This is a genomic window from Nocardia camponoti, from assembly GCF_014646135.1.
GTDB lineage: Bacteria > Actinomycetota > Actinomycetes > Mycobacteriales > Mycobacteriaceae > Nocardia > Nocardia camponoti.
Genome location: NZ_BMMW01000002.1, coordinates 450,147 through 475,004, shown reverse-complemented (window position 1 = coordinate 475,004; position 24,858 = coordinate 450,147). Strand labels below are relative to the sequence as shown.

The 24,858-nt window shown below is 64.2% G+C and carries 17 protein-coding genes, 1 tRNA gene, 2 pseudogenes and 2 CRISPR repeat arrays; of the genes and pseudogenes, 15 read left to right on the top strand and 5 right to left on the bottom strand.

The features are described 5' to 3' along the window. Nucleotides 1–55: 55 nt before the first annotated feature. Nucleotides 56–352: an FmdB family zinc ribbon protein gene (locus tag IEX78_RS10410; RefSeq protein WP_188828707.1), complete on the bottom strand. Its 297-nt coding sequence runs from the start codon at nucleotides 350–352 to the stop codon at nucleotides 56–58. A 93-nt stretch (nucleotides 353–445) separates the two neighbouring features. Next, nucleotides 446–1,024 (bottom strand): 5-formyltetrahydrofolate cyclo-ligase, encoded by a 579-nt coding sequence (locus IEX78_RS10405; protein WP_229683989.1) that lies wholly within the window; start codon nucleotides 1,022–1,024, stop codon nucleotides 446–448. Between the two features lie 88 nt (nucleotides 1,025–1,112). Between IEX78_RS10405 and IEX78_RS10400 the strand changes: the two genes are divergently transcribed. From IEX78_RS10400 to IEX78_RS10380, 5 genes are all read left to right on the top strand, one after another. Next, the gene (locus IEX78_RS10400) at nucleotides 1,113–2,036 is read left to right on the top strand and encodes a UTP--glucose-1-phosphate uridylyltransferase (protein ID WP_188828705.1); all 924 of its coding nucleotides are present in this window, start codon (nucleotides 1,113–1,115) and stop codon (nucleotides 2,034–2,036) included. A gap of 47 nt (nucleotides 2,037–2,083) precedes the next feature. Further along, on the top strand, nucleotides 2,084–3,343 hold the full coding sequence (gene glp / locus IEX78_RS10395) for a molybdotransferase-like divisome protein Glp (protein ID WP_188828704.1): 1,260 nt from the start codon (nucleotides 2,084–2,086) through the stop codon (nucleotides 3,341–3,343). Between the two features lie 12 nt (nucleotides 3,344–3,355). Beyond that, nucleotides 3,356–4,006 (top strand): GNAT family N-acetyltransferase, encoded by a 651-nt coding sequence (locus tag IEX78_RS10390; protein WP_188828703.1) that lies wholly within the window; start codon nucleotides 3,356–3,358, stop codon nucleotides 4,004–4,006. 136 nt (nucleotides 4,007–4,142) lie between these two features. After that, a complete protein-coding gene (gene sepX, locus IEX78_RS10385) occupies nucleotides 4,143–5,135 on the top strand; it encodes a divisome protein SepX/GlpR (protein WP_188828702.1) in 993 nt (330 codons plus the stop codon). Nucleotides 5,136–5,236: 101 nt separating this feature from the next. Then, nucleotides 5,237–5,309, top strand: a tRNA-Ala gene (locus IEX78_RS10380). A 36-nt stretch (nucleotides 5,310–5,345) separates the two neighbouring features. Here the strand turns inward: IEX78_RS10380 and IEX78_RS10375 are convergent. Beyond that, entirely contained in the window at nucleotides 5,346–5,798 is a 453-nt protein-coding gene (locus IEX78_RS10375; RefSeq protein WP_188828701.1) for a GtrA family protein, read from the bottom strand. A gap of 515 nt (nucleotides 5,799–6,313) precedes the next feature. On the opposite strand from IEX78_RS10375, the pseudogene IEX78_RS24725 reads away from it, so the two are divergent. From IEX78_RS24725 to IEX78_RS24205, 9 genes and pseudogenes are all read left to right on the top strand, one after another. Further along, nucleotides 6,314–6,820: pseudogene (locus IEX78_RS24725) on the top strand (CRISPR-associated endonuclease Cas3''); the annotation flags it as partial. 219 nt (nucleotides 6,821–7,039) lie between these two features. Next, nucleotides 7,040–8,620, top strand: a complete 1,581-nt coding sequence (gene cas3 / locus IEX78_RS10370; protein ID WP_229683862.1) for a CRISPR-associated helicase Cas3' — start codon at nucleotides 7,040–7,042, stop codon at nucleotides 8,618–8,620. Between the two features lie 332 nt (nucleotides 8,621–8,952). Then, a complete protein-coding gene (gene cas5c / locus IEX78_RS10365; protein WP_188828699.1) occupies nucleotides 8,953–9,588 on the top strand; it encodes a type I-C CRISPR-associated protein Cas5c in 636 nt (211 codons plus the stop codon). Further along, nucleotides 9,588–11,444, top strand: coding sequence for a type I-C CRISPR-associated protein Cas8c/Csd1 (locus tag IEX78_RS10360; RefSeq protein ID WP_188828698.1), 1,857 nt, complete (start codon nucleotides 9,588–9,590; stop codon nucleotides 11,442–11,444). The genes cas5c and IEX78_RS10360 overlap by 1 nt, the downstream gene beginning before the upstream one ends. A 13-nt stretch (nucleotides 11,445–11,457) precedes the next feature. After that, nucleotides 11,458–12,363 carry a type I-C CRISPR-associated protein Cas7/Csd2 gene (cas7c, locus tag IEX78_RS10355; RefSeq protein WP_188828697.1) on the top strand — a complete coding sequence of 302 codons (906 nt, stop codon included), beginning with the start codon at nucleotides 11,458–11,460 and terminating at the stop codon, nucleotides 12,361–12,363. Next, nucleotides 12,360–13,004, top strand: coding sequence for a CRISPR-associated protein Cas4 (gene cas4, locus IEX78_RS10350; RefSeq protein WP_188829504.1), 645 nt, complete (start codon nucleotides 12,360–12,362; stop codon nucleotides 13,002–13,004). Before cas7c ends, cas4 begins: the two co-directional genes overlap by 4 nt. Continuing rightward, entirely contained in the window at nucleotides 13,001–14,017 is a 1,017-nt protein-coding gene (cas1c, locus tag IEX78_RS10345; protein ID WP_188828696.1) for a type I-C CRISPR-associated endonuclease Cas1c, read from the top strand. Before cas4 ends, cas1c begins: the two co-directional genes overlap by 4 nt. Next, nucleotides 14,017–14,307: a CRISPR-associated endonuclease Cas2 gene (gene cas2, locus IEX78_RS10340; RefSeq protein ID WP_188828695.1), complete on the top strand. Its 291-nt coding sequence runs from the start codon at nucleotides 14,017–14,019 to the stop codon at nucleotides 14,305–14,307. The genes cas1c and cas2 overlap by 1 nt, the downstream gene beginning before the upstream one ends. A gap of 137 nt (nucleotides 14,308–14,444) precedes the next feature. Further along, nucleotides 14,445–18,390: a CRISPR direct-repeat array (repeat unit 37 nt; unit sequence GCAGCGCCGGTCCGAAGGGATCGGCGAGGATCTCAAC). A 105-nt stretch (nucleotides 18,391–18,495) separates the two neighbouring features. Then, a CRISPR array of direct repeats spans nucleotides 18,496–19,181; the repeat unit is 37 nt; unit sequence GCAGCGCCGGTCCGAAGGGATCGGCGAGGATCTCAAC. Nucleotides 19,182–19,192: 11 nt separating this feature from the next. After that, entirely contained in the window at nucleotides 19,193–19,435 is a 243-nt protein-coding gene (locus IEX78_RS24205; RefSeq protein ID WP_229683860.1) for a hypothetical protein, read from the top strand. A 1,127-nt stretch (nucleotides 19,436–20,562) separates the two neighbouring features. On the opposite strand, the pseudogene IEX78_RS24890 reads toward IEX78_RS24205, so the two are convergent. After that, a pseudogene (locus IEX78_RS24890) lies at nucleotides 20,563–22,323 on the bottom strand (AfsR/SARP family transcriptional regulator); the annotation flags it as partial. Between the two features lie 234 nt (nucleotides 22,324–22,557). Here IEX78_RS24890 and IEX78_RS10330 point away from each other — a divergent pair. Beyond that, on the top strand, nucleotides 22,558–23,196 hold the full coding sequence (locus tag IEX78_RS10330) for a DUF4097 family beta strand repeat-containing protein (RefSeq protein ID WP_188828694.1): 639 nt from the start codon (nucleotides 22,558–22,560) through the stop codon (nucleotides 23,194–23,196). 57 nt (nucleotides 23,197–23,253) lie between these two features. Here the strand turns inward: IEX78_RS10330 and IEX78_RS10325 are convergent, their stop codons facing one another. Further along, nucleotides 23,254–24,789: an MDR family MFS transporter gene (locus IEX78_RS10325; protein WP_188828693.1), complete on the bottom strand. Its 1,536-nt coding sequence runs from the start codon at nucleotides 24,787–24,789 to the stop codon at nucleotides 23,254–23,256. Nucleotides 24,790–24,858: the final 69 nt, after the last annotated feature.

Here is a 24,858-nt window from a genome sequence, read left to right as displayed (position 1 = left end):
TGTGGATAACTCTGTGCCTGTGGATAACTTTCGGTCACAGGCACATTCGCTGGCGTCAGTTGGCGGTGGACGTGCTACTACTCGAAGGAGTCGACGACGAGGTCGAACTCGATGACGAACTGCCGTTGCTATCCGAAGAAGTGGACTTCGCGGGCTCGCTCGCGGTAGACGCGCCACCACGGCTATCGGTGCGGTAGAAGCCGCTGCCCTTGAAGACGATGCCAACCGAGTTGAACAGCTTGCGCAGCTTGCCCGAGCACTGTGGGCACTCCGTCAACGCATCGTCAGAGAAAGACTGAACGGTATCGAAGCGATTGTCACACTGGGTGCACGCGTACGAATAAGTGGGCACAGGTTCCTCCGCAAGTGTGTCGTCGGTCTAGCACTCTACCGCCGACAGTGCCAACGTCGCCAATCGCCTTTTCATTCCGGGGAAAATGGGAGGTCAAACGTGCAGTTGTTGAAGGCCATCGCCGGGAGTCAGCGCCCAGGTCATCCGCCGGTCGTGCGGCTCTTCTGGGAGCTCGTCGACAAATTCATCGTCGCGCACAACCGCGATCAACTTGGTATCGGGGTCGGCCGCGCCGAGGCTACGGTCGTAGTAGCCGGCGCCACGCCCGAGTCGCACGCCGCGCCGGTCAACGCCAAGCGCGGGCACCAAGATCGCGCTCGCTTCGGCGACCGTCGATGGGGGAAGCGCTTGCGACGTTGGTTCGAGCAGTCCGAAGCGCGCGGGGCGCAGCGAGTCTGGGCCCAGATAGCGCGCCCAACTCAGCGGGCCGGGTGCACCAGTCACGGGCAACATGACCGTGGCCCCGCCCACAACGAGCGCGTCGAGCATGGCCAGATCGCCCGGTTCGGTGCGCATCGGCACATACGCGCACACCACGTTTCCGGGTTGCGCGACGGTAGCGGCGGCAACGGCAAGCGCGGCGGCCTCACGCGCATGTTGCGCAACGCTCACCTGCGCCCGAGCAGCAAGGATGGCCTTTCGCCACGCATATTTAGTGCGCTCATCGGGCATGTCCACAGCGACCACCCTAAGCTCTTGCCGACGCCGGATCGTCGCCAGAGCGAGTCGGACGCCCACGTTGAATGGATAGGGTACGCACATGACAGACAAGACTTCCGGTTTCCGCACTGCGGTTGTGCCCGCGGCCGGACTCGGGACAAGGTTCCTGCCTGCCACCAAAACGGTGCCCAAGGAGTTGCTGCCCGTCGTCGACACACCCGGCATCGAACTCGTTGCCGCCGAAGCCGCCGAATCCGGGGCCGACCGCCTCGTCATCGTCACCTCACCTGGCAAGGATGGCGTTGTCGCGCACTTCGTCGAAGACCTTGTCCTTGAGTCGACCCTCGCCGAGCGCGGCAAGTTCGCGCTGCTTGAGAAGGTGCGTAAGGCACCGGGCCTGCTCGACGTCACGTCGGTAGTGCAGGAAGAGCCGCTTGGGCTCGGTCACGCGGTCGCCCAAGCCGAGTCGGTGCTCGATGCCGACGAGGAAGCCATCGCGGTGCTGCTGCCGGATGACCTCGTGCTGCCCTGCGGCGTGCTCGATGCGATGAGCCGCGTGCGTGCCGAACTCGGCGGGTCGGTGCTCTGCGCGATCGACGTGCCGAAGGAGCAGGTCAGCGCGTATGGCGTGTTCGACGTTGAGGCTGTCGAGGGTGCCGACGCCGACGTGCTTCGGGTGCGTGGCATGGTCGAAAAGCCCGCGCTCGCCGACGCGCCGTCGACGTTGGCGGCTGCTGGTCGCTACCTGCTCGACCGCGCGGTGTTCGACGCGCTGCGGCGCATCACCCCAGGCGCGGGCGGCGAACTCCAGCTCACCGACGCGATCGCCTTGCTGATCGCCGAGGGTCACCCCGTACACGTCGTCGTTCATCGTGGGTCGCGCCACGACTTGGGCAACCCGGGCGGTTATCTTCGAGCTGCGGTCGATTTCGCTCTTGAGCGGGAGGAATATGGTCCTCAGCTGCGTGAGTGGCTTGAGTTCCGGCTCAGCGAGAACTGGGACCCGACCGCGCCCGCGAGGTAAGCCCAGGTGCGGCGGCATAGCCGTCGCCATGAGACACAGGAGCTCAAGTGCGCTCGGTTGAGGATCAGCTGATCAAGGTCACCGCCGCCGCGGTAGCGCCCCGGCCGGTCCGGGTCGCGATTTCCGAGGCGCAAGGTTTGTTGTGCGCCGAAGATGTGATTACCGAGCGTCCGCTGCCCGGGTTTGATCAGGCCGCCATCGACGGTTACGCGGTGCGCAGCGTGGATGTCAGTGCGGCGGGCGTCGACGTGCGCGACGAGGACGGCGAACTCATCGACCTCACTCTGCCCGTCGTTGGTGAGGTGGTCGCGGGTTCGCGGCAGCCAATTCGGTTGCAGCCCAGGCAAACTGTGCGTGTCGATACCGGCGCGCCGTTGCCCACGCTTGCCGACGCTGTCTTGCCGTTGGACTTCACCGACGGTGGGCGTGCGCGGATCAAGGTGTTCGAAGCGGTCCGCTCAGGCGACTACGTGCGGCGCGTTGGCGACGATGTGCAGCCGGGCGACGTCGCGGTTCGCGCGGGCACGATTATCGGTGCCGCGCAGGTGGGTTTGCTTGCCGCCGTTGGGCAAGACAAGGTGCTCGTGCACCCACGTCCCCGCATTTCGATCATCTCGATTGGCGGCGAGCTCATCGATATTGATCGCACGCCCGGCCCCGGTCAGGTCTATGACGTGAACTCCTACGCGCTCGCTGCCGCCGCGCGTGATGCGGGCGCGGATGTGAATCGCGTTGGCATCGTGAGCGCCGATCCGCGCGCGTTGCGTGACGTTGTCGAAGGTCAACTCGTGCGCTCCGAAGTGGTCGTTATCGCTGGCGCGGTTGGCGGTTGGGCTTCCGAACAGGTGCGCGAGGCGCTCGACGGTCTTGGTGAACTCGAAGTTGCCCGTGTCGCGATGCATCCCGGCTCGGTCCAGGGTTTCGGCAGGCTCGGCCGCGACGAGGTTCCGACGTTTTTGCTGCCATCGAATCCGGTTAGCGCGCTTGTGGTTTTCGAGATCATGGTGCGGCCGCTGATTCGCATCGCACTCGGTCGTCGGCAGCCGATGCGGCGAATTATCAACGCGCGCACCATTACTCCCATCAACTCGATGCCTGGTCGCAAGGGGTACCTGCGCGCGCAACTGCTGCGTGACGAGACCACCGGCGACTATCTTGTGCAGCCGCTCGGCAGCAATAATGGCGGCTCGTCGCATCTTTTGGTCACGCTCGCGGAGGCGAATAGTTTGATTGTTGTCGAGCCCGACGACACCGAGTTCCGTACGGGAGACGAAGTGCGGGTTGCTTTCTTGGCGCAGCGCGGCTGAAACGTGGAGTCGGTGAACGTATTCCGCTCGGGACAACATCCGGGGTGGCCAGCTCGACTTGGGCCCGTTGTCGTTCCCGCGGGCCGAATTACCTTGCGCCCGGTGCGTTTTCGTGACGCGTCGGCGTGGAGTCGCATTAGGTTGCGTGACCGCGCGCATCTTGAGCCGTGGGAGCCAACCGGGCGTGGAGCGTGGGAGGCGCGCAATCACGCGTCGAACTGGCCTTCGTTGTGGACGAGTTTGAAGGCCGAAGCGCGTCGTGGCGCGATGATTCCGCTTGTCATTGAAGTCGACGGACAGTTCAGCGGGCAGTTGACGATTGGCAATATCACCCGAGGCGCGCTTCGTTCTGCGTGGATCGGGTATTGGGTAGCAAAGGATTTGGGCGGTCAAGGGGTCGCGACCGCCGCGCTCGCCCTTGGACTCGACCACTGTTTTGGGCCCGTCGGGCTGCATCGCGTTGAAGCGACGGTGCGGCCGGAAAACCACGCCAGCCAAGCGGTTTTGCGCAATGTTGGGTTCCGTGAAGAGGGCGTTTTGCGCCGCTACCTCGACGTTGATGGAGCTTGGCGCGATCATTTGCTTGTTGGTTTGACGATCGAAGAAGTGCAGTCAACGGTGGTCGGTCGGCTCGTTCTGGAGGGTCGAGCGGCGCTGCCGTGAAATTTCTGTTACTCATGTGGCAGGTGTGCACGGCGCGCCTGTCACATTGTCGGGCGCGTCCGAATTAACCTACGGACGTCGGTGGTGTGTCCACAGATGGTTAACGTGCAGGCGGGGACGGGAGGTGATGACCGCGATGCCCAATTCGATCCTGTGGATCGGACTGGTAGTGCTGTGGGTCTTCGTCCTGTTCCCGATCATGGCCGACCGTCATCCCCGCATCCGCCGGACCACCGACGCTGCCCTTGCCACGCGCGTATTGCACCGTGGCGACGCGCGGCGACGGATTCGGATCGGTGCGGGTAGCCATGACAGCGACCCCGACTACCGCCCGCGCGTCTTGAGTAGGCGGCCCCACCGTAGTGATTCGGAGGACTCGATGACGACCTCGGCCGATGATGTCGGCAGCGACAATGAGAAGTCCAGTGCCGCAACCGAACTCGAAGAGGGTGTTGCTGCCGAGCAGAGTGTGTCGGCTGATGTCGATGAGTCGGCACGCGAAGCTGCCGCTGATGAATCCGTGAGCACGCCCGAGCCGTCGGACTCGCGCGACGCGAGTAGCGACGAGGCGAAGTCGCGTGTTCCCGCCCGCTTGGGTGACCTTGGCAAGGAGCGTCGCCGCACGGTCGATGATCCCGACTTCGTGCCCGACCGCCGCGGCCGTGGCGGCTTCGACCCTGAAGCCGACGCGATGGCCCGCGCCGCCCGCTACACGTTCCGGCAGCGCGCGGTACTCGCGTTGGTCATCGGCGCCACGCTGTTCGCCGCGCTCGGGCTGATCATCAACGCCATGTTCTGGTGGGCATGCGGGCTCAGCGTGGTCGCGCTGGCGAGCTACCTGGCATACCTGCGCAAGCAGGTGACGGTTGAGGAGGAAATCCGCCGCCGCCGCGCCGCACGTCTGCACCGTGGACGGTATGTGGAAGGCGACGACGAAGAGGTTCCGACCACCGCGAGCACCGGTCGCACGATGGACCGCGACACCGCGCGCGCCCTGCGTCGTCGGTCGACGCTGCTCGACAGCGACGACGAGGACCCGATGTTCCGTAACCTTCCGATCTTCGATCCGGCAACCGCACGAGCGGTCCGCAACCGGGTAGCGGATCTGGACCGCGCTGTAGGCGAGTAGCCGCGATTAAGTCTAATAAACTTGCAGGTCAGGGTACCGATTGGGAACTTGGGCGCACCGCCTGATACAGTTTCACAGCGCGGTTCGGAAACGCACCGCACGGGGCTATAGCGCAGTTGGTAGCGCGTCTCGTTCGCATCGAGAAGGTCAGGGGTTCGATTCCCCTTAGCTCCACTTCAAGACCCGGTCAGCAGGCCGGGTCTTTTTTCGTCAAAAGACCAGGGTGCGTAGTGCGGCGAAGCGCAGTAGGCCCACTGCTGCGCTCAGCGCCAAGACCGCTGTTGCCTGGGCAAGCGCGGGCAACGCGGGGGCTGCGGTGGATAACAGGGTCAAGCCTGCTGTGCTGATCAATAAGCCGATTAAGGCCGTCGCGCCGCCCTGTAGCTGCGCGCGCAGCCATGTCACCGATTCGCGCGCTCGGAAGGTCAGATGACGGTGGAGTTCGTTGGCGACCACCGTGCTCACTACTGAGCCGATCACGTTCGCCCACAGTGGGCCCAAAGCGTCGCAGGCTACGAACGCAAGTAAGTAGGCCACGTTGCTCGTACCGCCCACGGCCGCGAAGCGGAGCAACTGCGCCAACGGGTGGTCGCCCCGCAAGAAAGCAGGCAATGCGAAGGTCGGCATGGCGACGGGCTGCGGGACGAACATGGTGGCGGTCATGAGCCAAACTCTCGCCAAAGGCGCTGACACCACGCTGATTTCGCCCTGACACACAACCCGCACCGAGCCGTGTCGGCGGTGTCAGGCGATGCGTCAGGTTCGCGTCGGACGGTGGCGCGAAAGTCATTCCCATGAAAACTGCAGCAATCGGCGCAGCCGGACGCGAAAGGCATACGGCGACAAGAAAGTTCTTGATGGCGTCGACATCACCGTCGCACACGGAATGCTCGCTAAGGGACGCCCCGAATTTCCCTGGCTTGATCTTTGATTGGACAGCGTTCTCATCATCGAATCGCCGGACCCGAATCTATTCTGTGGGCACGAATTCTCTGGAGTCGTTCTAGAGGATGATCGGCCCGGCCTCATCGGAACCCGCGGTCTGGTCCGCTACGCCAACCGTCCTTCGGTTCAAGTAGCGAATAGCGCGGATGTCCGACGCGTCAGTTCGAGAATGCACCCGGGAGTCTCCAGACTCACCGGGACGACCCAGTCAGCGATGTGGTTATGGTTGACGAATGTCGGTGTGGGCGCACAGTGTTAATCCTTATGGTGCTCGTCACGGTCTGGCCGAACATTGCCGGTCGACGGCAGCGACGGCTCGCCTGTTCGCTGCAGGCTTTGGCGCAGGGGATTTGGCCTACGCGTTGGGCCTGGTTCATGACGCGGGCAAGGCCGCGTGCGCGTGGCAGTCGAGGCTGCTCATAGTCGAGGGGACCAGGAACGCTGTCGGAGTCCCCCATAAGGAAACGGGTGCCCGGATGGTGCATCCGGCGGCCGATTACGCGTCGATGGCGGTGTTGGGTCATCACGGTGGATTGACCGCACTTGACGATCTTGAGGACCTACTCGATGCCGACCCTGAGGGCGAATACGGCGAGGTCGTGCATCGATTTCTTGATGAGGTTCCCGAAGCACTGGGGATAATTGAGGGCGATAAGCTCGTGCCCGCAGGGTGGAACAAGGACCCGATGACGCGGGAAGTCGGTGTGCGGCTCGTGTTTTCAGCGTTGGTTGACGCCGATCACCTCGATACTGGCGCGCACCAGCGCGGCCTTTCCGGACCGCAGGTGGCGCCGCCAGCGGATATGGTGGCTTTGGCTGATCGGTTTGAACAGCGTCGCCTGGCGCGGATAGCTGCGCGTAACCCTGGCGTTGTCGTGCCGTCGCGGACTGATCAGTTGCGGGCACAGGTATACGAGGCGACTATGGCGGCAGCCGACCGCGCGCCTGGCATTTTCCGATTGGCCGCGCCGACCGGCCTGGGCAAGACCTTCGCACAGGGCATCTTTGGGCTGCGGCACGCGGCGCGCTGGGGCAAGTCGAGAGTGATTGTGGCTGTCCCGTTCACCACCGTGACCGAGCAGAACGCGGCGACCTATCGCGACTTGCTCGACACCGACGACGATCCCGTGGTGCTTGAGCATCACTCCAGCGTCCGGTTCGACGCAGAAGACGATGCCCAGACGCCCACGCAAGCGACTCGAAACGATCGCTGGACCCGCCTCGCAGCGGAGAATTGGGATGCGCCGTTCGTCGTGACGACCAACGTGCAGTTGTTCGAATCGTTGTTCGGGCGCAAACCTTCGCAGATACGCAAGGTCCATCGGCTCGCCAACAGTGTGTTGATCTTGGATGAGGTGCAAGCGCTCCCACCGCACTTGCTGCTGCCAATGCTGAGCGCGCTGCGCACATTGGTCGAACAGTTCGGGACTACGGTGCTGCTCACCTCGGCCACTCAGCCCGAGTTTCAGTCACTTTCGGTGTGGAAGTACGGCACCGACGGCGGACCGCTCGTCATTGACGAGATCATCGAGGATCCGCAGTCATTGTTCGAGCGGGCCCGGCGAGTAACCTACGACCTTCGACTTACGACCAGGATGGCCTGGCCAGAGGTTGCGCACGAACTCGCGGGCAAGAAACAGGTACTGACCATCGTCAATTCGATCGCCGATGCCAGGACCCTCTACCAGCTACTCACGGGCGCGGATATCGACACTTTCCACCTGTCGAAAAGGCTGGCACCAGCGCATCGCCGGGCGGTGCTCGACAGAGTAATCACGCAGCTTTCAGCCCAGCTACCCGCTGTTGTCGTGGCTACCACCCTGGTAGAGGCTGGCGTGGACGTCAGTTTTCCGGAGGTGTGGCGAGCACTCGGGCCCGCCGACTCTATCCAGCAGGCTGGCGGCCGAGCCAACCGCAATGGAGAGATCGCTGAGGGCGGACGAGTCGTGGTGTTCGATCCCGTCGACGGCAAGCGACCGAGGGAATATGAAGCGGCTTGCGGGCTCACCTCGATCCATTTCGGGCAGGGAGCTGCGGAACTCGATGACCAACGTGTCCTGGCTCGCTACTACACCGAGCTCTACGCCCAACTCCAGCTCGACCACCGACCAACCAACCGCAGGTATTGGAACGCGGGGCAGACGATCCAGCATTATCGGCAGAAGCTGGACTACAGGTCGGTCGCGGACGGTCCGCTCATTGACCCGGGCAGGGGCGGGAAACGCAACCGGAAGAAGGCCTTCCGGATGATCGACGATGACTCGGTGCCGGTCGTTGTGCCCGACGAGGCGCACCAGCCCGCGATAGATGCCATGGTGGCCCAATTGTCTAGCGGCACAGTCATATCCGCTGGCACGTTGCGGGAATTGCAGCCGTGGATCGTCGAATTGCCTCGTATTATCGCCGCGCGCACGGATGTGCGCGCGCAGATCACACCCGTGGTTGGCGATCTGGGCGTGTGGCATGGCAGCTACGATTGGGACGCACAAACATGCCGGGGAGTCGGTATTGACGAAGGCGACTTCGACTCGGTTCTCTGACGTGCGTGCCCACGTGGCACGCGGCAGCGCCGACTAAGCATGGCCGGCGGGGATCTCAACGCTTTGCTCGTTGCGCGGCTGAACACGATCGGACCCGGCTAGCCGCCGGGCCGACCCGTGCGCTCGCTCATGCCACAGTTACGTCATTCGCTGTCGCGGCTCCTTGACTACACCCGCCGAAACTTGTCGGTGGCGTCCTGCATCATGTCGTGCAGTGCATCGGGGATGAAAGACGGTGCGCTAGAGGAATTTTCGAACCAATACCGAGAGGCGATGCTACGCTGTCGCCCAGCGCTGTAGCGCTACGAGTAAAGCGAAGTACAGAAGGAGGAATGGTGGCGCTCGTGGTTGACGTATCGGGTCCGGCTGCGCTGTTCACGAGGCCGGAGCTGGCGGTGGAACGGGTGTCTTATCCGCTGATGACGCCCACTGCTGCGGTTGGAGTGCTGGAGGCGATTTATTGGAAACCCGAGTTCCGCTATCGGGTTACGCGGATCGAGGTACTCAAACCGATCCGCCAATTCAGCCTTAGGCGCAACGAGACAACGGATTTGGTGTCGTTGGACGAGGCAGTGCGGGGACGGCGTCGGGTTGACACCGCCAGTCACCGAGTCCAGCGAAACGCGCTGTGCCTGCGTGATGTGGCCTATCGCATCAACGCGCACATCGACCGGCGCCCGCACGCTGACAAACCTGAAGCTGCCTATCGGGATCAATTCCGCCGCAGAGTTGCTCGTGGGCAATGCTTTTCACGTCCATATCTGGGAACACGGGAGTTCCCTGCCGATTTCGCCGAGCCCGGCGATGCGGTTCCGATTGATATGTCCGCCGACTTCGGGCTGATGCTGCACGGGATCACGCACGGCCCACAAGGTAAGTCGTTCACGTGGTTTCAAGCCGTGCTCGATCACGGCGTCATGGAAGTTCCTCGTCACGGGATCGCGGTTGCCTCGGCGGAGGTCGGCTGATGTTGCTCACACGGTTGGTCGAACAGGCGGCGATTAATGGTGATTCGCCCGCGTTCTTTGGCGAGCGTAGATACCGGCACCTTCTCGACGTTCGAACGCGTGAGGGTGTCATCGTCTCCGTCGTGTTGACCCGCGCAGGAGACTCCGGGGCTGGGGTCGTGCACACCACACCGACCTCGGACCGGACAGTGAATGTGTTGGCGCACTTGGGTGCTGATGACGCCCAATATGTTCTCGGACGAACCGAGGACCCCGCGAAGGTTGCAAGGGCTGCACGGTGTCATGCCGAGTTTGTCGAGCTGATTCGTCGGTGGGCGCAGTCGGTGGAGCACGCGGTAGATCCTGTACCGCACCTCTTGGTCGAGCTGTATCGATCGTCCTGGTTGTCTGGCATTGATATGACCGAGGTAAACGGTAAGGATGGCGTTCTCCTCGTGGTCGACGGGGTGCCGGCCTATCAGAGCCCGACCGCCGCGACGTTCTGGGCAGCTGACGTCGCCGCCCGCAAGTCGACCGGGGCGCCTGGAGTTTGTTTGGTGTGTGGACAGGTCCGTGACCTCGCCCGCAATATCCCAGTCAAAGTCCCACAGTCGCTAGTGCCTGGCGCGACCAACGAAGCCACACTCGTTAGCGTTAATGCGCGAGTATTCGGTTATGACCTGACTGAGCATCAACTCGCCTACACGCCAATCTGCTTGACGTGCGCTGACCGCGCGATGGCGGGGCTGAAATCGGTCCTGTCCTCGGAACATTCCCTCACCTACTCGGGTCAGGACACCCGTCTGGCCTGGTGGGTGAGCAACCCCGACGAAACGTCCTACGCCGGTGAGCTACGCGATCCCAATCCTGATCGCGTGCTGAAACTCATGAATTCCGTCCATCAGGGCAAGCCGACTCGAACTCGCGCCAACACGAGGTTTTGTTGGATGGCGGTTAGCGGCAACGTATCCCGTGTCATGGTGCGGCAATGGGTCGACATGGCATTGGCCAGCGAATCACCCGAAGCCGCCAGCCACGACCGCAATATCGCCGACTGGTTCGAGGACCACCGCATCGCTCCACGCTTCCCGAACCCGAAGATCAAGAGCGACGGCACCCTCATCGAGGCTGGCCGTCAGTGGCATCCACTCGGTGCTTTTGCGCGTGTACTGGGACGTTGGGACAACAGCACGAACCGGTACGCCGAATTCGGCGTCAAGAACGCTGACCGATTCGACAAGGCGCTCATCGAACTCACCCAGGCCGCTCTGATGGGAAGTCCGATCTCGATCGGAATGCGCACCCACCTTTTACATCGGATTCGCAACGACGGCCGAGTCGACGACGTGCGCGCGTCGCTGATCAAACTCGCACTCAACCGCAGCCCACAGCACGCCCAGGAGAAACCAATGTCGCCAGGTCTGGATCTCGAACGTCGCGACCCCGCTTATCTTGCGGGACGACTGTTTGCGCTACTGGAAGACACCCAGCGCGCGGCACACAGTACGTGGACACCGCCAGACGCCGAGGCCACATCCTCGACGACAGAACAGGACACCGACACCCAGGACCGCGACGGCGTCAACAGCACCTTCGCCAATCGGTACTTCCGCAGTGCCGTCGCGGCACCGCGCGTAGCGCTGGTTCAAGGCCGTATTGAGGCCGACGCCTGGATTTCGAAGATCAAACGGCGCAAGAAGCCTGCGATCGCCTACTACTACGCGAATCGATTGACTGCCCTGTACAACGTCGTCGACGCGGCAGAGGAACTTCCCGCCCGCAACAACCTCCGCCAACAAGAGCAGTTCATCCTCGGCTACCACCACCAACGCGCGTTCCGCCCCACGCCGCGCACAACGACCCAGTCCACAGATTGAAAAGGCGCCTCACATGACGAAATCCCTCGCCGCGGCTCACCTGGATCCATCGGTTCGCCACGACATGCTGTTGCTGTTCGACGTCACTGACGGCAACCCCAACGGCAACCCCGACGCAGGCAACCAGCCGCGCGTCGATATCGAGTCCGGGCACGGTCTGGTGACCGATGTCTGCATCAAGCGCAAGATCCGCGACACCTTCGCGCTGGCCGCGGAAGGCGATCCGCGGTATGGGATCTTCGTGGAAGCGGGTCACGCGCTCAACACACGCCTGGACGAGTCCTATCAAGCCACCGGGCTCCCCCTCAAGTCCAAGACCAAGATCACTCGAGAGCAGGCAGACACCGCACGGGCGTGGCTGTGTGACCGGTATGCCGATATCCGACTGTTCGGGGCGGTCCTGTCCACCGGAAACACCAACGCGCTCGGGCAGATTCGCGGCCCTATTCAGGTCGGCATGGCTCGCTCCATCGACCCGGTGACCCCGACTGAGCACGCGATCACCCGGGTGACTCAGACCCGCGCGGCCGACATCGACAAGGGCGAATCAACGGAGATGGGTTCCAAGTGGACTGTGCCCTACGGCCTCTACGCCGCCGAGATCTCGTATTCCGCTAACCGTGGCGTGCAGACCGGCACCGACAGTCGCGACTTCGAGTTGCTCTACCGCGTGCTGGAAATGATGTTCGACCACGACCGCTCGGCCGCGCGCGGCGCCATGGTCACCCGCAAACTGGTCGTTTTCAGCCACGACAACAAGTTCGGCAACGCTCCCGCCCGCAAACTCTACGACCGGATCACCATCACCCGCCCTGGCGCGGACATTGACAGCGTGCCCCGCCACTTCAGCGACTACAAGATCGAGATCGATGTCGAGGACTTGCCCGCTGGAGTGACTGTCACTGAGGTGATCAGCTGAGCGAGTTCAGTGAGGTCGGGGCGTCCCAGACACGGTGGAGCGTCCCGATCTCAGCGCTTGAGCATTTCGCCTACTGCCCCCGCCAGGCGGTGTTGATCTGGCAAGAAGGCTATTTCGAATCCAACGTCGACACGGTGCGCGGCGATATCGCCCATCAAGCTGTCGACCGTGGCGGGGCGGTGACGGGCCGCGATGGAACCAAGATCTGGAAATCGCTACCGGTCTATAGCGATCAACTCGGTATGCACGGTATCTGCGACACAGTGCACTGGATCGACGGAACACCAACGCCGATCGAGCATAAGTCGGGAAGCTATCGACCGGGCAGCGCGGCTGACCTGCAGGTCGCCGCGCAAGCGTTGTGTCTGGCCGAGATGTTCTCCGCAGATGTTCGGCTTGGCCAGATCTTCGCGGGTAAGGCACGGCGCCGCTACAACGTACCGATCACCGACGACTTGATCGCCGCGGTCCATGCGGCCGTCACCGCGCTCCGCGAAGCTGTCGCCGCCCCAACTTTGCCGCCAGCGGTCAATGACAAACGCTGCGAACGCTGTTCGCTTCGTCCGGGATGCGTTCCCGAGACGGCAACCCAGCCCATCGACGATCTGTTTCGACCGCGAGGAAGCGGAAACTGGCAATGACCGAACTTCTCCGTACCTTGTACGTCACCACCCCCGGCACGAGCCTGCACCTCGATGGCGACGCGCTACGCGCCTACCACCCCGATCGCCCGGGGCGAAAACTGCTGCCCCTCATCCGAATTGATGCGATCGTTGCTTTCAACGGGGTCACAGTCTCCGACGATCTTGTGCATCGATGCGCCGGTGATGGACGGCCGATCACCTGGCTCACACGAAACGGGAAATTCTTGGCGCGAACCAGCGGACCGACTGCGGGAAATCCTCATCTGCGCATACAACAGGTCCGCATTCACGACGACCCGCTTCGTCGACTTGAACTTGCCAAGGCGATGGTCGCGGGCAAACTGCACAACTATCGACAGCTGTTGTTGCGTTCGGCGCGCGACCTCACCGGCGACCGCCAGACCCGGCTGCGCGAAATATCGAGCCGCCATGCTGATTCCCTTACATCGGTCCGTGACGCGGGAAATCTCAGCGAACTGATGGGAATCGAAGGCCGTGCCGCGCGGGAGTACTTCCAGAGCTTCCCTGCGACCTGTCCTGGCACACAACCTGGGCGCAGCCGCCGCCCTCCCCGTGACCAAGCGAACTGCCTGCTGTCTTTTGGCTACGGGATGCTCCGAGCAAGCGTGCACGGCGCACTGGAACAAGTAGGACTAGACCCGTATATCGGCTTCTTGCACGGGATCCCGCCCGCGAAACCCGCGTTGGCGCTTGACCTGATGGAGGAGTTCCGGCCGCTTCTCGTCGACCGGCTCGTGCTCACACTGCTGAATAGGTCCCAGATCACCGACCGACATACTGTCGCTCTGCCGACCGGCGAGGTGCAACTCACCGACGACGGTCGAAAGTTCTTCCTTGAGCAATGGTCAAATGCACGGGAGCGCACCTGGCCACACGCTTACCTTGATCAAGAGATCCCCGCCGCGTTGCTGCCCCTAGTCCAGGCGCGCATTCTGGCTCGGCACCTGCGCGGGGACATGCCAAGCTACATCCCCTGGACGGTCACCTAATGGAACTGCTCGTTACCTACGACGTCGAAACGGTCACCCCTGAGGGCGCAGCCCGCTTACGGCGGGTGGCGAAGATCTGCGAGGGCTATGGCCACCGCGTCCAGAAGTCAGTCTTCGAGGTGACTTGCACGGCGATCACACGTCAGCAACTTGAAGCGGCCCTGGCTAGCACGATCAATGCGGCCAGCGATAGCATCCGGATCTATCGACTCGACGCAGGTACCTTCGCTGCGGCCCAACATCTCGGCGCCGCGCCCGCAGCACCGCATGGTGGCGCGCTGATCCTGTAGCCGACCAGGTTCGGAACCCCAAGTGCGATCGATTTCTCTGTTCGGTTCCCAACCTTTATCTTGGAGTAACAGTGCGGCATGTTGATAATCGGCGCTCAGATTGCCGACGTGATCAGCATGTATGCAGGTCAGGCAGGGCAGCGCCGGTCCGAAGGGATCGGCGAGGATCTCAACCCATGTGCGGCCAGTTGCCACTGCAGAGCCGCCGCCAGCAGCGCCGGTCCGAAGGGATCGGCGAGGATCTCAACCCGGATGTGGGCCCCTGGCGGGGTCACACCGACGGGCAGCGCCGGTCCGAAGGGATCGGCGAGGATCTCAACATCCGGTAAGCGCCTCGACCGCACCGGGTTCCCGCGGCAGCGCCGGTCCGAAGGGATCGGCGAGGATCTCAACAACCCGCTACCGCTGCGGACCGCATCGGGGGCGCGGCAGCGCCGGTCCGAAGGGATCGGCGAGGATCTCAACATCGAGACCTTGACCGGAGCGTCGTATAAGCCCTGGGCAGCGCCGGTCCGAAGGGATCGGCGAGGATCTCAACCGAGGATAGGGAGTGGTCGCGTTGGGGCCGGATCGGCAGCGCCGGTCCGAAGGGATCGGCGAGGATCTCAACGGATTTGTGCTCAGCGATAAACTCGCCGAGCGTTAGGGCAGCGCCGGTCCGAAGGGATCGGCGAGGATCTCAACTGGAACGCCTCGATGGTTGCCGGACCGGTGAGCGGCAGCGCCGGTCCGAAGGGATCGGCGAGGATCTCAACGGGCCCCGAAACGGGTGTTTTCCCAGGTCGCCCAGCAGCGCCGGTCCGAAGGGATCGGCGAGGATCTCAACCGACATCCAGTCCAGGATGCGCGCGGCGGCCTCGGCGGGCAGCGCCGGTCCGAAGGGATCGGCGAGGATCTCAACCACACCCCGACCGGCAAGCACCCGAGGTCAGGTGCGGCAGCGCCGGTCCGAAGGGATCGGCGAGGATCTCAACGATTGTCTTGAACGTGGGATTATCAGCCGCGATCGAGGCAGCGCCGGTCCGAAGGGATCGGCGAGGATCTCAACGGTGGGACTTACGCGGCGACGCGGGATGCGGTCGAGCAGCGCCGGTCCGAAGGGATCGGCGAGGATCTCAACTGTGGCGTCCATAGCGGCTCCAGCGTCTCGACGGCCGCAGCGCCGGTCCGAAGGGATCGGCGAGGATCTCAACGTCCTCGACGCAACCGACCGCGAACAGTTCGACCGCAGCGCCGGTCCGAAGGGATCGGCGAGGATCTCAACGGTGTTGCCGCGCCAGTATTGTTCGACGTCGCCGAGGCAGCGCCGGTCCGAAGGGATCGGCGAGGATCTCAACGGTTGCCGGAGAACGCAACCATCACATGACCATTGGGCAGCGCCGGTCCGAAGGGATCGGCGAGGATCTCAACGGCCAATGGGTTGTTATACGTCTCGTGCGCGGTGGCAGCGCCGGTCCGAAGGGATCGGCGAGGATCTCAACGGCACGGGCACGCGCGGCTTTCGCGCGGGCAGCGCGGCAGCGCCGGTCCGAAGGGATCGGCGAGGATCTCAACCCTCAAATGCAGTCCGCTGGCGTAATGCTATGAAGGGGCAGCGCCGGTCCGAAGGGATCGGCGAGGATCTCAACCGTGATGGCAAATGCGACGGCGGCACACCTGTTCGGGCAGCGCCGGTCCGAAGGGATCGGCGAGGATCTCAACAGCGGACTCGACTTGCTTGGATGCGGCAGCGATGCAGCGCCGGTCCGAAGGGATCGGCGAGGATCTCAACTGCGCCGGGAATGCGTGCAACGCCATCGGGTAGCGCAGCGCCGGTCCGAAGGGATCGGCGAGGATCTCAACGGGTGTGGTGGGGCCGACCACACCGTGTTGGTGCCAGCAGCGCCGGTCCGAAGGGATCGGCGAGGATCTCAACGTGGAGGGCGTGCCCGACGCATGGGAACGCCGAAGGCAGCGCCGGTCCGAAGGGATCGGCGAGGATCTCAACCCACCCGACCGCCTCAAGCGCTTCGGCCGCGTCCGCGCAGCGCCGGTCCGAAGGGATCGGCGAGGATCTCAACAGGCGGGCGTCGGGATTGCCGCGGCGATGCCGGTGCAGCGCCGGTCCGAAGGGATCGGCGAGGATCTCAACGGCGGCGTTGCTACCAGTCGCGAAAGTTCACGGTGCAGCGCCGGTCCGAAGGGATCGGCGAGGATCTCAACAACTGGTCAAGGCGCATCGGCTGCACCACGCTGTCGGCAGCGCCGGTCCGAAGGGATCGGCGAGGATCTCAACTTGTGCCCCACGCGCGCCATGACGAGGCGGGGGCTGCAGCGCCGGTCCGAAGGGATCGGCGAGGATCTCAACCTTTGGGGAGGCGGTGGATGGCGACGACTTCGCCAGCAGCGCCGGTCCGAAGGGATCGGCGAGGATCTCAACACGTCCACGACCTGGATCAGGGCTTCGGGAACGGCAGCGCCGGTCCGAAGGGATCGGCGAGGATCTCAACATCGAACGTAACCCGGTACCGCACCGCCGGGGCGACGGCAGCGCCGGTCCGAAGGGATCGGCGAGGATCTCAACATCGAACGTAACCCGGTACCGCACCGCCGGGGCGACGGCAGCGCCGGTCCGAAGGGATCGGCGAGGATCTCAACACGGCCGAGGCCACGTTGTCGGTTGAACATGTCCCGGGCAGCGCCGGTCCGAAGGGATCGGCGAGGATCTCAACCCATTCGAAGCCGTGCGCGCTAAACGCTGCACCGAGGCAGCGCCGGTCCGAAGGGATCGGCGAGGATCTCAACAAGGGGCGCGGCCCGATCCAGATCACGGGACGCCACGCAGCGCCGGTCCGAAGGGATCGGCGAGGATCTCAACCGCGAGAAGTACGACGTGCTGCGGCTCAAGGCCATGCAGCGCCGGTCCGAAGGGATCGGCGAGGATCTCAACAACTGGTCGAGGCGCATCGGCTGCACCACGCTGTGCAGCGCCGGTCCGAAGGGATCGGCGAGGATCTCAACATGGGCGTGAACCGGCGCAGCGGACTAGCGACAAGCAGCGCCGGTCCGAAGGGATCGGCGAGGATCTCAACGGGTTCGGCAGCTTCGACATTGACGTGCCCAACGCGGCAGCGCCGGTCCGAAGGGATCGGCGAGGATCTCAACACCGAAGCACTGTCACCCGTCGCGATCGAAAACCAGCAGCGCCGGTCCGAAGGGATCGGCGAGGATCTCAACGCGTGCGTGCCTTGCGTGCGGTCACCTCGGACCATGCAGCGCCGGTCCGAAGGGATCGGCGAGGATCTCAACTACCGGGCCCGGTCTCGTGCTCGTGCTGTCGCCGAGGCAGCGCCGGTCCGAAGGGATCGGCGAGGATCTCAACCGCCGTCGTCGGCAGCGGTGCGGCGACCGCGCGATAGCAGCGCCGGTCCGAAGGGATCGGCGAGGATCTCAACACGGTGGCGACCCAGTCTGATCCGGAGCTGGTTGAGCAGCGCCGGTCCGAAGGGATCGGCGAGGATCTCAACTCAGGGCGAGGGCGAGATACTGGTGGGCGCCGCCGCAGCGCCGGTCCGAAGGGATCGGCGAGGATCAACATGAATCCCGCTGCACCGCTTAACACCCGAGCCCAGGCAGCGCCGGTCCGAAGGGATCGGCGAGGATCTCAACTCCGCCCGGGCATCGACCGACCTGAGCTCTCACCCGCGCAGCGCCGGTCCGAAGGGATCGGCGAGGATCTCAACGCCTAGCGAGCACTCACAGACCCCGATAGCGCGGTGCAGCGCCGGTCCGAAGGGATCGGCGAGGATCTCAACGTGTCCGAGTGGGGTGATGGGCGGATCACCACCGGCAGCGCCGGTCCGAAGGGATCGGCGAGGATCTCAACCCATAAGCGGGTGGCGAACCATCGCGGGACCCCGCAGCAGCGCCGGTCCGAAGGGATCGGCGAGGATCTCAACACGCGCAACCTGTTCGGCCGCACTGACTGAGAGGTGGCAGCGCCGGTCCCAAGGGATCGGCGAGGATCTCAACCGGTGCTCCGTACAACGGCCGCGCTGGTCGTGACCGCAGCGCCGGTCCGAAGGGATCGGCGAGGATCTCAACACGGGCGCCGGCGCGAATGGGAAGTCGGTCTTCATGCAGCGCCGGTCCGAAGGGATCGGCAGGATCTCAACGTCGAGCAGGTCGAGGAAATGGACTGGTCGTGGGAGCAGCGCCGGTCCGAAGGGATCGGCGAGGATCTCAGCTGAGAGGAGGTGGTGCCGAGTGAACCGCAAGCAGGGCAGCGCCGGTCCGAAGAGTTCGGCGAGGATCTCAACGGGACGGTCGACAACGACTACATCGCTGCGACGCCTGCAGCGCCGGTCCGAAAGGATCGGCGAGGATCTCAACCCCTGCTGTGCTACGAGTCCGACAATGCGGTCAGGCAGCGCCGGGCCGAAGGGATCGGCGAGGATCTCAACCCAGAGTTAGGTATCGAGCTTCCCGCCGAGCCCGTGCAGCGCCGGTCCGAAGGGATCGGCGAGGATCTCAACGACCAGGACACCCACCAGTACAAGAACCAGGTCACGCAGCGCCGGTCCGAAGGGGTCGGCGAGGATCTCAACGACTACGTCGGCGCGGTCACCGATCCCGAAGACCCAGCAGCGCCGGTCCGAAGGGATCGGCGAGGATCTCAACCGGATCGAGGTCGCGGCAGGCGCGCTGCTCTTCCGCAGCGCCGGTCCGAAGGGATCGGCGAGGATCTCAACTGTGGTCGATCGTTGGCGCGCTGGCCCCGACATCGCAGCGCCGGTCCGAAGGGACCGGCGAGGATCTCAACGTCTACGTTTTCGGCGACGCCTTCAACGGCAGCGAGGCAGCGTCGGTCCGAAGGAATCGGCGAGGATCTCAACACGAAGCGAGCGTGAGCGCGACCAGTTCGGGCACGTCGGCACCGCTGCCCATCACCATCGCCTCGGTGAACTTCGGTTCGCCGAGGCGGTCTTGTGCTTGCTGTTCGATGCGGAGGGCGTCCGGGTTGGCGCGGTCCGCTGACCCGCGCACCCGGTTCGCCGCGCCGAGTAGTTGGGTTGCCTGGGCGTCGTTGCCGGAGCACTGGGCGAAGTTTGCGATGCCGACGATGACCTGCGCGGTCAGTGCCGCGTAGTCGGCGGCGGTCGCCGCGTCGTAGGCCGCGCGAAGGTGCGTGCGGGCGTCCGTTGGCTGCTCGGCCAGGTAGCCGAGTTGGAGGTGAACTGTCGCGGTGACGTTGGGCAGTGCGGCGTCGTCGCCGAGCAGCGTCTCGGCGAGCTTGAGTTGCTCCCGTGCCACTGCTGAATCCCCTTGCCAGCGCGCCAGCTCCGCGCGAGTTAACGCGACCTCAGCGAGTGCGGTCGGCCAGCCCGTCACTTCAGCGCGACGCTGTGCGTCGTCGAGAGCGGCCGCGCTTGCTTCCTGCGCGCCTAGCGACCAGTGCAGCCGTGCTTGGTGGAGACGCATGCCGACGATGTCTTCGGTCGCGCCGATTTCCGTGATCGCGGCAATCGCCTCATCGAAAAGGTCACGCGCAGTGCCGAATTCGCCGCGTAGTGTGGCGCGGCTAGCCAGTTCGGACAGGGCGAAGGACATTCCCCAGCGTTCGCCGAGGTCACGGAATTCGGCGAGGGCTTTCGTGAGATACGGCTCGACCGATGCGTCATCGTGGCCGAGCACCGTGCGCATCTTGCCTAGTTGGAGCCGGGCAAGCGCGCGCACCCACGGATCATCATCGGCGAGAACAGCTTCGAACGCGGGAAGGAATTCGTCGGGGCCAGCGAGCATGCGCTCAAGCGCGGGAACGAAACTCAACGCTGGATGTCCGCCGCGCCCAGCGGTATTCGCTTCGTTGGCTCGTCGAATCCACTCCGCGACCTGCTGCGCGTCATTGCGCCCCGACGTCATGAAGTGCACTACGAGGCCATAAACTGTTGCTGCCGTGCGATTTTCGACTTTCACCCCGTCAGCAGTTCGCGCAGCCGCCAACACCAGGTCCGTGCCCATCGACTTATACCCCGCGAGCCACCAGTACCACCCCGCAGCGGCGGCCAGTTCCAGTGACGCGGTGGCGTCGCCGGAAGCGAGCGCCCCGCGCATCGCGGCCGTGATGTTGTCGTGGTCGGCGGCGAGGATGCGAAGCCATTCGAGCTGCTCAGCGCGACGAAGGTGAGGTTCGGCGCTCGCGGCCAGCTCGGTGAAATACGCGAGGTGGGCGGCCCGCGCTGACTCGGCCGCCCCCGATTCGACCAGCTTGTCGGCCGCATACTGCCTGATGGTTTCAAGCATGCGGAAGCGTTGGGTGTCGGTCGCGACGACTAACAGCGACTTGTCTGTCAGTGCGGTGAGCAGGTCGAGCACCTCCCATTGCTCAACGTCGCCCGTGACGCAAACCCGTTCTGCCGCTTCAACACTCGCGCTCCCAGCGAAAACGGAAAGTCGACTCAGCACCGTGCGTTCGGCGTCGGAAAGTAGTTCCCAACTCCAATCGACAACCGCGCGCAACGTGCGATGCTGCGCGATCGCGGTGCGACTGCCGCCGGTGAGCAGGCGGAAGCGGTCATCGAGGCGGTTGGCGAGCTGGTCGAGCGACATCGTCCGCAGGCGTGCTGCCGCGAGTTCGATGGCGAGCGGGATGCCGTCGAGCGCACGGCAAACGCGTTCAGCCGTTGCGAGATCCGCTCCGGCGATAGCACCACCGACGGCAGCGGCGCGGTCGCGCAACAGGGCGACGGCGGCAGACAGCTCAAGCGGCCGCACCCGCCACAGTGCCTCGCCCGTAATGCCAAGCGGCTCACGGCTTGTCGCGAGAATGCGCACGCGTGGACACTCACCGAGGATCCGATGCGCGAACGAAGCGGCGGCGTCGATCACGTGCTCGCAGTTGTCCAGCACCAACAGCGTTTCGCGTTCGCGCAATGCGGCGATGAGCCGATCAAGCGGGTCAGTATTCTCACCGCCCGCATGCAGTGAGTCGCGCAAACCGATTGCGGCAAGGGCAGATTGGGCGATTTCGCGGACGATATCGCTAACCGCCCGACTTTGCGCACCTGGACCCACATGTGCGTCAGCGACCACTCGCGACCCCCTCACTGCCGTGAGCTCAACCAACCACGCGCCCTCGGGTAGGTCAGCCAACATCGTGTGCGCGGTCTCCACCGCGAGCCGCGTCTTGCCCGACCCGCCCGAGCCAGTCAGTGTCGTGAGGCGATTACGCGCGATCAACTCACGCACTACCGCGATATCGGTTTCCTTGCCGACGTAACTCGCCAGTTCAGTCCGCAGATTCGTCGTCCGCTCCTGCGGTCGACCACCAACTTCGCCACGCAAAAACGCCACATGCAGGTCCGACAGTTCCGCCGACGGGTCGACGCCAAGCTCGTCGGCCAGTGCTTCGCGGGCGGTCTGATACACCGTAAGCGCCTCGGCCCCGCGCCCAGCGGCGGCGAGTGCGCGCATCAGCGAAGCGACGAGCCGCTCGCGAACGGGGTGCCGCGCAACCAATTCCGTTAGCTCAACGACCAATTCGGCACCGCGACCCAATCGCGTCTCCACCTCGAACCGATCTTCGAGCGCGGCCAAGTGCAGATTTTCGAATCGGGTGACAACCGCGTCGATGAGTTCGTTCTCGCCGAGCCCCTGCAACGGCGTGCCGCGCCACAACGCGCACGCCTCGCCCAAGAGTTGCGCCAGCCGGACGTCGTCAGCACCTCGCGCGGCGTCAAGTAACTGCTCAAAACGCGAAGCGTCGACGGAGGCGGCGTCGATGGCGAGCCGATATCCGCCGGCGGAAACGTCGACTGACCCGTCCGGCAGCACCCGCCGCAACCGCGAAACCAGCGCTTGCAACGCGTTCGCCGCGTCGGCAGGCGGCTCTTCGCCCCAAATCCAATCGACCAGCTTCGCCTTGCTGACCGCGCGACCAGGTTCGAGCGCCAACGCGACAAGCAGCGCGCGCAGGCGAGCACCGGGCAGCGCTATCAGTTCACCGTCGACATTGCGGATTTCCAGCGGCCCAAGCATCGCGATCTGCATTGACATATTGTGCCGCGCTAACTATCTGACCGCACGCCCCAATATTCGCGCGACGGGGGAATGGGTTGTGGCCCAGCGGTTATGCGCTGAGCGCGCGCTATCAGCGACCACATCAGCACGATGTCAGCTCGCTGTCAGCGCGGCCAGCGAAAGTAGTGACATCAACAACGGCAGCGGCCACGAACGGACCGCCCGCCACCGACTCACGAAGAGGAGCACCCCATGTTCACCACCCCCGCCGCCCAGCCCGTCGCCGTCGCCGTCGATGTGCTCTCCGCCGAAGTCACCGTGGTCGCCTCGCACCGCGACACCGCGACCGTGCAGATCAACCCCGCCGACCCGAGCAAGAAGGGCGACGCGAAGGCTGCCGAGCAGACCACCGTCGACTTCACCGCGGGCACCCTGACGGTGACCACGCCGAAGAGTTGGCGCACGCACACCCCGTTCGGCGGCAACCCGTCGATCGAGGTGATCATCGAGGTGCCGTCGGGCTCGTCGCTGACCGCCGACGCGGGCGTTGGCAAGTTCGTTGCCCACGGCGAACTCGGCGATGCCCAGCTGACCATCGCGCTCGGCGACATCATCATCGACCGGCCGCTTGGCTCGGTGACGGCGAAGACCGCCAAGGGCGACATCCGCGTCAACGAAGCGAGCCGAGGCGAACTGCGCTTGGAGACCAACGTTGGCGAGATTGAGGTTGGGGTGAACCCCGGCAGCACGGTGCGCGTCGATGCGAACGCGGTGGTTGGCACCGTGACCAACGAACTGACCCCGGTGGTCTCGCTGCAGGGCGACGTCGTGACGGTCAATGCGCGAAACTCCTACGGCAACATCGTTATTCGCCACACCGCGAAGATCTAGCGGCAAAAACAACGCCCTGGTTCGAACAATTCGAACCAGGGCGTCGTTGTCGATTACCTAACCTTTGATCAGCTGCGGGGTGTCGTCCTCAGCGGAGTCGGTAGGCCGAGCCGGATCGTCGAGCACAACCTCGATCGCATCATCCATCGCCCCGTGCCCACCGTGCGGGTTAGCCGACCGGTTGGGCAGCAGTACCGCCATCGCGACAACGATCAGCGCGAGCACCGCCGAAACGAGGAAGGCCAGCTTCATGCCGTCGAGCGTCGCGATTTCGCGACCGACCCCATCGGCGATCAGCGACTTCGTGTGCGCCGACATGACCGTGACGACAAGCGCGGTACCGAACGCGGCAGCGACCTGCTGCAATGTGCCGAGCATCGAGCTGCCATGCGAGTACAGGTTCATCGGCAGCGCGCCAAGACCCAGCGTGAACACCGGCGTGAAGGCCGCGGCGAGCGAGACCATCAGCAGGATGTGCAGTGCGAGCAGGATCCAGTACGGCATGGTGAGCGAGATCTGGGTGAACCCGAACAGCGATGCCGCGATGCCGATCGAACCGGGAATCACCAGCGCACGACCACCGAAACGGTCGAACAGTTTGCCGACCGTCGGGCCAAGCAGACCCATCGCGAGGCCACCGGGCATCACGAGCAGACCCGTCTCCAACGCCGAAAGGCCACGCAGGTTCTGCAGGTACAGCGGCAGCAGAATCATCGAACCCATCATCGCGAGGAACGCGATGGACATGAGCACGAGCGACTTGGTGTAGGTGCCAACGAGCAGCACCCGCAGGTCGAGCAGGGGGCTGCCATCGCGCTGCAGGAACAGCTGACGCACCGCGAAAATGGCGATCAGTGCGACACCACCAGCGACGATGAGCGAAGCGATGAGGTAATCGCCGCCAGCGAATTCGCTGAGGCCGTAAACGAGCCCACCGAAACCAAGCGCGGCGAGGGCGACGCTGGGTAGGTCGAGCACGCTGGGCTGCGGTTCACCGACGTTCTTGAGCTCACGCAGACCGAGCCAGGTGACAATGCCAGCGATCGGCAACATGACGACAAACAGCAGTCGCCACGAGTCGATGACGGACAGGTTGATCTGCAGGATCAGGCCAGAAATCACCGGTCCCATCGCGGGGGCGACCGAGATCGCGAGCGTGACGTTGCCCATCACGCGACCACGGTCGGATTCGGCGACAACCGTCATGAGGGTGGTCATGAGCAGCGGCATCATGACGGCGGTGCCACCGGCCTGGATAACGCGACCGATGAGCAGCACAGCGAACGTGGGCGCGAGCGCGGAAATGATCGTGCCCGCGATGAACACCCCCATCGCGGTGGCATACGCCTGCCGCGTTGTGACGCGCTGCAAGAACCAGCCCGTTGTGGGGATGATCGCGGCCATCGTGAGCATGAACGCGGTCGAAACCCATTGTGCGGCAAGCTCAGTGACGTGGAACGAGGTCATCAAACGCGGGATCGCGTTGATCATGATGGTCTCGTTGAGGATCACGACGAAGGTCGCGAGGACGAGGACCCGAACGACAGGTGGTGTCCGGCCCTTCGTCGGTTTTGAGCCGAGGTCGGCTGGCATCGGGTTACCTCCATAGGCGGAAAATCGGATTTAGTTTCGTGAGCCACCTGAGTAGACGAAGCTGAACCG

Bases quoted from the DNA above. Each gene is read 5' to 3' on its own strand.
- IEX78_RS10360 (WP_188828698.1), top strand. From the start codon at position 9,588: ATGTTGCTCACACGGTTGGTCGAACAGGCGGCGATTAATGGTGATTCG.
- cas5c (WP_188828699.1), top strand. From the start codon at position 8,953: ATGGTGGCGCTCGTGGTTGACGTATCGGGTCCGGCTGCGCTGTTCACG.
- IEX78_RS10405 (WP_229683989.1), bottom strand. From the start codon at position 1,024: ATGCCCGATGAGCGCACTAAATATGCGTGGCGAAAGGCCATCCTTGCT.
- IEX78_RS10375 (WP_188828701.1), bottom strand. From the start codon at position 5,798: ATGACCGCCACCATGTTCGTCCCGCAGCCCGTCGCCATGCCGACCTTC.
- IEX78_RS10325 (WP_188828693.1), bottom strand. From the start codon at position 24,789: ATGCCAGCCGACCTCGGCTCAAAACCGACGAAGGGCCGGACACCACCT.
- IEX78_RS10330 (WP_188828694.1), top strand. From the start codon at position 22,558: ATGTTCACCACCCCCGCCGCCCAGCCCGTCGCCGTCGCCGTCGATGTG.
- cas7c (WP_188828697.1), top strand. From the start codon at position 11,458: ATGACGAAATCCCTCGCCGCGGCTCACCTGGATCCATCGGTTCGCCAC.
- IEX78_RS10400 (WP_188828705.1), top strand. From the start codon at position 1,113: ATGACAGACAAGACTTCCGGTTTCCGCACTGCGGTTGTGCCCGCGGCC.
- cas2 (WP_188828695.1), top strand. From the start codon at position 14,017: ATGGAACTGCTCGTTACCTACGACGTCGAAACGGTCACCCCTGAGGGC.
- sepX (WP_188828702.1), top strand. From the start codon at position 4,143: ATGCCCAATTCGATCCTGTGGATCGGACTGGTAGTGCTGTGGGTCTTC.
- cas1c (WP_188828696.1), top strand. From the start codon at position 13,001: ATGACCGAACTTCTCCGTACCTTGTACGTCACCACCCCCGGCACGAGC.